At 70.2% G+C, this 5,139-nt stretch carries 8 protein-coding genes; 5 read left to right on the top strand and 3 right to left on the bottom strand.

What is annotated here, in order from left to right; translation table 11 throughout:
* Nucleotides 1-198: 198 nt before the first annotated feature.
* Nucleotides 199-1,005: an exodeoxyribonuclease III gene (locus ACILRF_RS14385; RefSeq protein ID WP_395674068.1), complete on the top strand. Its 807-nt coding sequence runs from the start codon at nucleotides 199-201 to the stop codon at nucleotides 1,003-1,005.
* Here ACILRF_RS14385 and ACILRF_RS14380 read toward each other — a convergent pair.
* Nucleotides 1,002-1,685 (bottom strand): response regulator transcription factor, encoded by a 684-nt coding sequence (locus tag ACILRF_RS14380; protein ID WP_395674066.1) that lies wholly within the window; start codon nucleotides 1,683-1,685, stop codon nucleotides 1,002-1,004. The two genes, ACILRF_RS14385 and ACILRF_RS14380, sit on opposite strands and share 4 nt — an antisense overlap.
* A gap of 65 nt (nucleotides 1,686-1,750) precedes the next feature.
* Here ACILRF_RS14380 and ACILRF_RS14375 point away from each other — a divergent pair, with 65 nt between their 5' ends.
* Nucleotides 1,751-2,254: a L,D-transpeptidase gene (locus ACILRF_RS14375; RefSeq protein ID WP_395674064.1), complete on the top strand. Its 504-nt coding sequence runs from the start codon at nucleotides 1,751-1,753 to the stop codon at nucleotides 2,252-2,254.
* Here the strand turns inward: ACILRF_RS14375 and ACILRF_RS14370 are convergent.
* A complete protein-coding gene (locus ACILRF_RS14370; RefSeq protein WP_395674062.1) occupies nucleotides 2,251-2,922 on the bottom strand; it encodes a YggS family pyridoxal phosphate-dependent enzyme in 672 nt (223 codons plus the stop codon). The two genes, ACILRF_RS14375 and ACILRF_RS14370, sit on opposite strands and share 4 nt — an antisense overlap.
* A gap of 19 nt (nucleotides 2,923-2,941) precedes the next feature.
* Between ACILRF_RS14370 and ACILRF_RS14365 the strand changes: the two genes are divergently transcribed.
* A complete protein-coding gene (locus tag ACILRF_RS14365) occupies nucleotides 2,942-3,532 on the top strand; it encodes a thiamine phosphate synthase (RefSeq protein WP_395674060.1) in 591 nt (196 codons plus the stop codon).
* Here the strand turns inward: ACILRF_RS14365 and ACILRF_RS14360 are convergent.
* A complete protein-coding gene (locus ACILRF_RS14360; protein WP_395674070.1) occupies nucleotides 3,529-3,891 on the bottom strand; it encodes an NtrZ family periplasmic regulatory protein in 363 nt (120 codons plus the stop codon). The two genes, ACILRF_RS14365 and ACILRF_RS14360, sit on opposite strands and share 4 nt — an antisense overlap.
* A gap of 303 nt (nucleotides 3,892-4,194) precedes the next feature.
* On the opposite strand from ACILRF_RS14360, the gene ACILRF_RS14355 reads away from it, so the two are divergent.
* Both ACILRF_RS14355 and ACILRF_RS14350 read left to right on the top strand, forming a co-directional pair.
* The gene (locus ACILRF_RS14355) at nucleotides 4,195-4,656 is read left to right on the top strand and encodes a DUF3576 domain-containing protein (protein ID WP_395674058.1); all 462 of its coding nucleotides are present in this window, start codon (nucleotides 4,195-4,197) and stop codon (nucleotides 4,654-4,656) included.
* Nucleotides 4,657-4,707: 51 nt separating this feature from the next.
* Nucleotides 4,708-5,139: class I tRNA ligase family protein (locus ACILRF_RS14350; RefSeq protein WP_395674056.1), on the top strand; the 432-nt coding region annotated here is incomplete at its 3' end.

The following is a 5,139-nucleotide window of genomic DNA, read 5'->3' as shown; positions in this document are numbered from 1 at the left end:
TGTTCTTTTGACTTTTCTTCTCAGTGGTGGCCATATTGCCACTGTGTCGTCCGCGCGGCGCTCGCGCGGTCCTGCCGGACCTAATCCCCTCCCGGCGACGGCATGAGATACCACTTCAACGCCCGGGCCGCGCCAGCGTCCCGGGCGCTTCTTTTTGCATCATGGACGCGGCCCGCGCCATCCGCCTAAACACGCCCCATGCGCCTTCGGATCTGCACCTGGAACGTCAACTCCGTCCGCCTGCGTCACGAGCAGGCCGCCCGCTTCGTGCGCGAGCAGGCCCCGGACGTCCTGTGCCTGCAGGAGATCAAGTGCCGTGAGGGCGAGTTCCCGCGCGAGGCCTTCGTCGAGATGGGCCTGCCGCACCTGAAGATCGCCGGCCAGAAGGGCTGGCACGGGGTGGCCATCGCCTCGCGCCTGCCGATCGAGGACGCCCAGCCGCTGGACGTCTGTCGCGAGGGACACGCCCGCTGCGTCGGCGGCACGGTGGCCGGCGTCGAGATCCACAACTTCTACATCCCGGCCGGCGGCGACGTCCCCGACCGGGCGCTAAACCCGAAGTTCGATCACAAGCTCGACTTCTATGAAAAGCTCACGGCCGAGCTTTCGCGCCGCGACCCTAAGGCGCCGCTGGCCCTGGTCGGCGACCTCAACGTCGCGCCGGGCGAGTTCGACGTCTGGAACCACCGCTACATGTCGAAGATCGTCAGCCACACGCCGGTCGAGATCGAGGCGTTCCGCGCCCTGGAGGCCTCGCTCGGCTTTATCGACGTCCTGCGCGCGGCGACGCCGGAGCCGCAGAAGCTCGCTTCCTGGTGGAGCTATCGCGCGGCCGACTTCCGCGCCTCGAACCGCGGCCTGCGCCTCGATCACATCCTGCTGACGCCGGGCCTGCGCGAGGCGGCATGGCGGCTTGGCGCACCGGGCAGCCGCGTCCACGACGACGTCCGCGAATGGGAACGCCCCAGCGACCACGCGCCGGTGACCGCCGACCTCGTGCTTTAGGGCGCGAGCCGGTAGCCGCCCGCTTCCGTTAGCAGCAGCCGGGCGTTGGCCGGATCGGGCTCGATCTTCTGGCGCAGACGGTAGACGTGGGTTTCCAGCGTGTGGGTGGTGACGCCGGCGTTGTAGCCCCAGACCTCGGCCAGCAGCTCCTCGCGCGAGACCGGCTTGTCGCCGGCCCGGTAGAGGTACTTCAGGATGTTGGTTTCCTTCTCCGTCAGCCGGATCTTCTTCTGCTGCTCGTCGACCAGCATCTTGGCGGCGGGGCGGAACTCATAGGCCCCGAGGCGGAACACCGCGCCCTCGGAGTGCTCGGCGCTGCGCAGCTGGGCGCGGATGCGGGCCAGCAGGACGGCGAACTTATAAGGCTTGGTCACATAGTCGTTGGCCCCGGCGTCAAGCCCCTGAACGGTGTCGTCGTCGGTCGCCGCCGCCGTCAGCATGATCACCGGCGCGGCCATGCCCTGCTGGCGCATCTGCCGGCAGGCCTCGCGGCCGTCCATGTCCGGCAGGTCGACGTCGAGCAGCACCAGGTCGGGCCGGCGGTCGACCGCCAGCCGCACGCCGTCGCCGGCGGAGGGGGCCTCGATGGTGGTGAAGTCTTCGGCCTGGAGCTGTTCGGCGACCGCGCCGCGCAGGTCCGCGTCATCGTCGACGATGAGGAGGGTCTTGCGTTGAGCCATGAGGGAGAACATCACCGCAAAACGCCCGCGGGGCAAATCCGGGGCAAAACATTTCGGACGCGACCGTGATCTTCACCGCCACCGCCGACGGGTTCCTGGACATCGGGGCGGCGCGCCTGCGCTGCGCCCTGGGCAAGGGCGGCGTGCGGCCGGCCGCCGACAAACGGGAAGGCGACGGGGCCTCGCCAGCCGGCGTCTGGCCGATCCGCAGGGTGCTCTATCGCCCGGACAAGGTCCCGGCCCCGCGGACGGCCTTGCCGACAGCCGCGATCGGCGCGGCAGACGGCTGGTGCGACGCGCCCGGCGATCCGGCCTACAACCGGCCGGTGACCCTGCCCTACCCGGCCAGCGCCGAGCGCATGTGGCGCGACGACGACGTCTATGACGTGGTGGTGGTGCTGGGCCACAACGACGATCCGGTCGTCGATGGGGCTGGCTCGTGCATCTTCATGCACCTGATCCGGCCGGGCTACCTGCCGACCGAAGGCTGCGTCGCGCTGGCTCCTGCCGACATGGCGGCGTTCCTGGCAGCGGCGACGCCCGGCGATGCGGTGGAGATCCGGGCCTAGACGTCCCGCGCGCCGAACACCGCCGAGCCGACGCGGACGCTGGTGGCGCCGAAGCGGATCGCGGTCTCGAAGTCGCCGCTCATGCCCATCGAGAGCCTGGGCAGGCCGTTGCGGGCCGCGATCTTGGCCAGCAGCGCGAAATGCGGGCCGGGCGGGCCCTCTGCCGGCGGGATGCACATCAGACCCTCGGGGCTAAGGCCGTAGACTTGCCGACAGGCGGCGATGAAGGCGTCGGCCTCGGCGGGAAGCACCCCGGCCTTCTGCGGCTCCTGGCCGGTGTTGACCTGGACGTAAAGGCGCGGCGTGCGGCCCTGTTTCTGCACCTCGTCGGCGAGGACGCGCGCCAGTTTCTCGCGATCCAGGCTCTCGACGACGTCGAAGAAGGCCACCGCCTCCCTGGCCTTGTTGGACTGCAAGGGCCCGATCAGGCGCAGTTCCAGGCCGCCGGCGCGGCCCTCCCAGCGGGCCATCGCCTCCTGCACGCGGTTTTCGCCGAACACCCGCTGGCCGGCGGCCACGACGGGGGCGATCGCCTCCCACGGCTGTTGTTTGGACACCGCGACGAGGGCGACGCCGGCCGGATCGCGGCCGCAGGCTTGCGCCGCCCGGGCGATCCGGGCCACGACGTCGCCATAGGCGTCAGCGGAATTGCAGGGAGCGGCGGTCATTTCGGGCGGGTTCTGGACCTTGCGGCGGACTGCGGCGCTCTTAAAGCCCCCGGCCGGCGGGCGGAAGGCCCTGCCGTCGCTCCTGGCCCTGACCGACCCCGTACGCACCCGCGACCCCGAGGCCCTGGCCGCCAGCCTGCCGCGCGGCGCAGCGCTGGTCTATCGGTCGTTCGGGGCGCCGGATGCGGAAACCACAGCGCGACGCCTGCGGGCGATCTGCCAGAAGCGCGGGGTGAAGCTGCTGATCGGCGCCGATTGGGCTCTGGCCGCGCAGGTGGCGGCCGACGGCGTCCACCTGCCGGAGCGGCTGGCGGCGAAGGCCGGAGCGCTGAAGGCGGCGCGGCCGGGCTGGATCGTCACGGCGGCCGCCCATTCCGCGGCGGCGGCGCGGCGCGGCCTGAAAGGGGCCGATGCGGTGTTGGTCTCGCCGGCCTTCGCCAGCAACAGCCCGTCGGCCGGCGCGCCGCTCGGTCCGCACCGGCTGGCCGGGCTTGCCCGGGTCGCGGGCGGGCCGGTCTATGCGCTGGGCGGCGTCAACGACCGTACGGCCGCGCGCCTGCGCGGGCTCGGCCTGGTCGGGTTTGCAGCAGTGGACGGGCTCGCGCCCTAGAAGCGGAAGTTGGTCTCGAGCCGCACGCGCGGCTGGCCCTCGGCCGGATCGGGCTTCTTGACGCCCGGCTGGATCTGCTGGTCGCCCAGAGAGACCGCGCCGCCGACCCGGAGGGACGGGCTGATGCGGTAGTAGGCGCCGGCTTGGACGTCGTTCAGCGTCGAGGGACGCACGGTCGGCTGCTCGAGGTTCAGCGTCAGGCCCCAGCGACCACGGCGGGCGTCCCACTTCATGGTCTTGCCGGCGTTCGGCTGGATCGGCGAGGCGGCTTCCTGGCGGACGGTGAAGTCCACCCGCGGCTCGGCGGCATGGGCCGTCCCGGCGCCCGCGCCGATCAGCGCGGCCGCGGCGGTCACCATGAGGATCCGACGGCACGTCATACGCAACATATAGCCCCTACGCCCCAGTATCGCACCCCTGGGCGCCAAGATGGCGTTTCAGGACAGCAATACGGTCGAGGTCGATTAAAGAGACACATTGTGACAGGTCAATGGACTCCGGGGCCGCAGGCTCCACGGAGTCGGATTCCATCGCGGGGCTGTGGCGGCGGGGCCACGCGATTCCTGTTTGGCGCCGGCAAAGCCGTTGTTATAGAGGGCCCGGCGCGGGGCGGCGCCGTCGACGCTCGTTCGGCGCGACGGGTTCTTTTGGAGCGGATGCATATGCCGTTTGTGCGCGGATCTTTGGTGCGTAGCGTTGCGACCGGCGTGCTGGCGCTGAGCCTCGTCGGCATGGCGGCCTGCGCGCCGCGGATCTTCGGCCGCGGCCAGGAGAAGGCCGCCGCCAGCTCCCAGACCGGCATCGGCGTCAACAGCTACCTGTGGCGCGCCACGCTCGACACCCTGTCGTTCATGCCGCTGGCCTCTGCCGACCCTTACGGCGGCGTGGTGATCACCGACTGGTACACCAACCCGGAAAAGCCCGACGAGCGGTTCAAAACCACCGTCTACATCCTGGACTCCCGCCTGCGCGCCGACGGCCTGAACGTCGCGGTCTTCAAGCAGAACCGCGATGCGGCCGGCAATTGGGTCGATGCGCCCCCGGCCAGCCAGACTGAGACCGACATCGAAAACGCGATCCTGACCCGCGCCCGGCAGCTGCGTCTGTCGAACATCCGCGGCTAGAGCCGTCTAGGGCGTTGACCGGACGGCCAAGTCCGGTCCAAAGCCCGACCCATGGCCCGTTACAATCCCAAGGACGTCGAGCCCAGATGGCGTAAGGCCTGGGCCGACGCGGACTCCTTCCGCGCCGTCGTCGATCGCACCAAGCCCAAGTACTATGTGCTGGAGATGTTCCCCTATCCGTCGGGGCGTCTGCACATGGGCCATGTGCGCAACTACAGCCTCGGCGACGTCATCGCCCGCTTCAAACGGGCGCGCGGCTTTTCGGTGCTGCACCCGATGGGTTGGGACGCCTTCGGCCTGCCGGCCGAGAACGCGGCCATGGAGCGCGGCGTCGACCCGAAGGGCTGGACCTACGGCAACATCGCCCGGATGCGGGACGAGCTGAAGGAGCTCGGCCTGTCGATCGACTGGAGCCGTGAATTCGCGACCTGTGACGTCGCCTACTATGGCCAGCAGCAGGCCTGGTTCCTCGAGCTGTTCAAG

It is taken from the genome of Phenylobacterium sp. (assembly GCF_044236515.1).
Taxonomy (GTDB): domain Bacteria; phylum Pseudomonadota; class Alphaproteobacteria; order Caulobacterales; family Caulobacteraceae; genus Phenylobacterium.
The sequence above is the reverse complement of the archived record's forward strand: the minus strand, read 5'-3'. Positions and strand labels throughout refer to the sequence as shown.

Excerpts from the sequence above, each read along its gene's own strand:
- ACILRF_RS14355 (WP_395674058.1), top strand. The coding sequence starts at position 4,195 with ATGCCGTTTGTGCGCGGATCTTTGGTGCGTAGCGTTGCGACCGGCGTG.
- ACILRF_RS14380 (WP_395674066.1), bottom strand. The coding sequence starts at position 1,685 with ATGGCTCAACGCAAGACCCTCCTCATCGTCGACGATGACGCGGACCTG.
- ACILRF_RS14360 (WP_395674070.1), bottom strand. The coding sequence starts at position 3,891 with ATGGTGACCGCCGCGGCCGCGCTGATCGGCGCGGGCGCCGGGACGGCC.
- ACILRF_RS14370 (WP_395674062.1), bottom strand. The coding sequence starts at position 2,922 with ATGACCGCCGCTCCCTGCAATTCCGCTGACGCCTATGGCGACGTCGTG.
- ACILRF_RS14385 (WP_395674068.1), top strand. The coding sequence starts at position 199 with ATGCGCCTTCGGATCTGCACCTGGAACGTCAACTCCGTCCGCCTGCGT.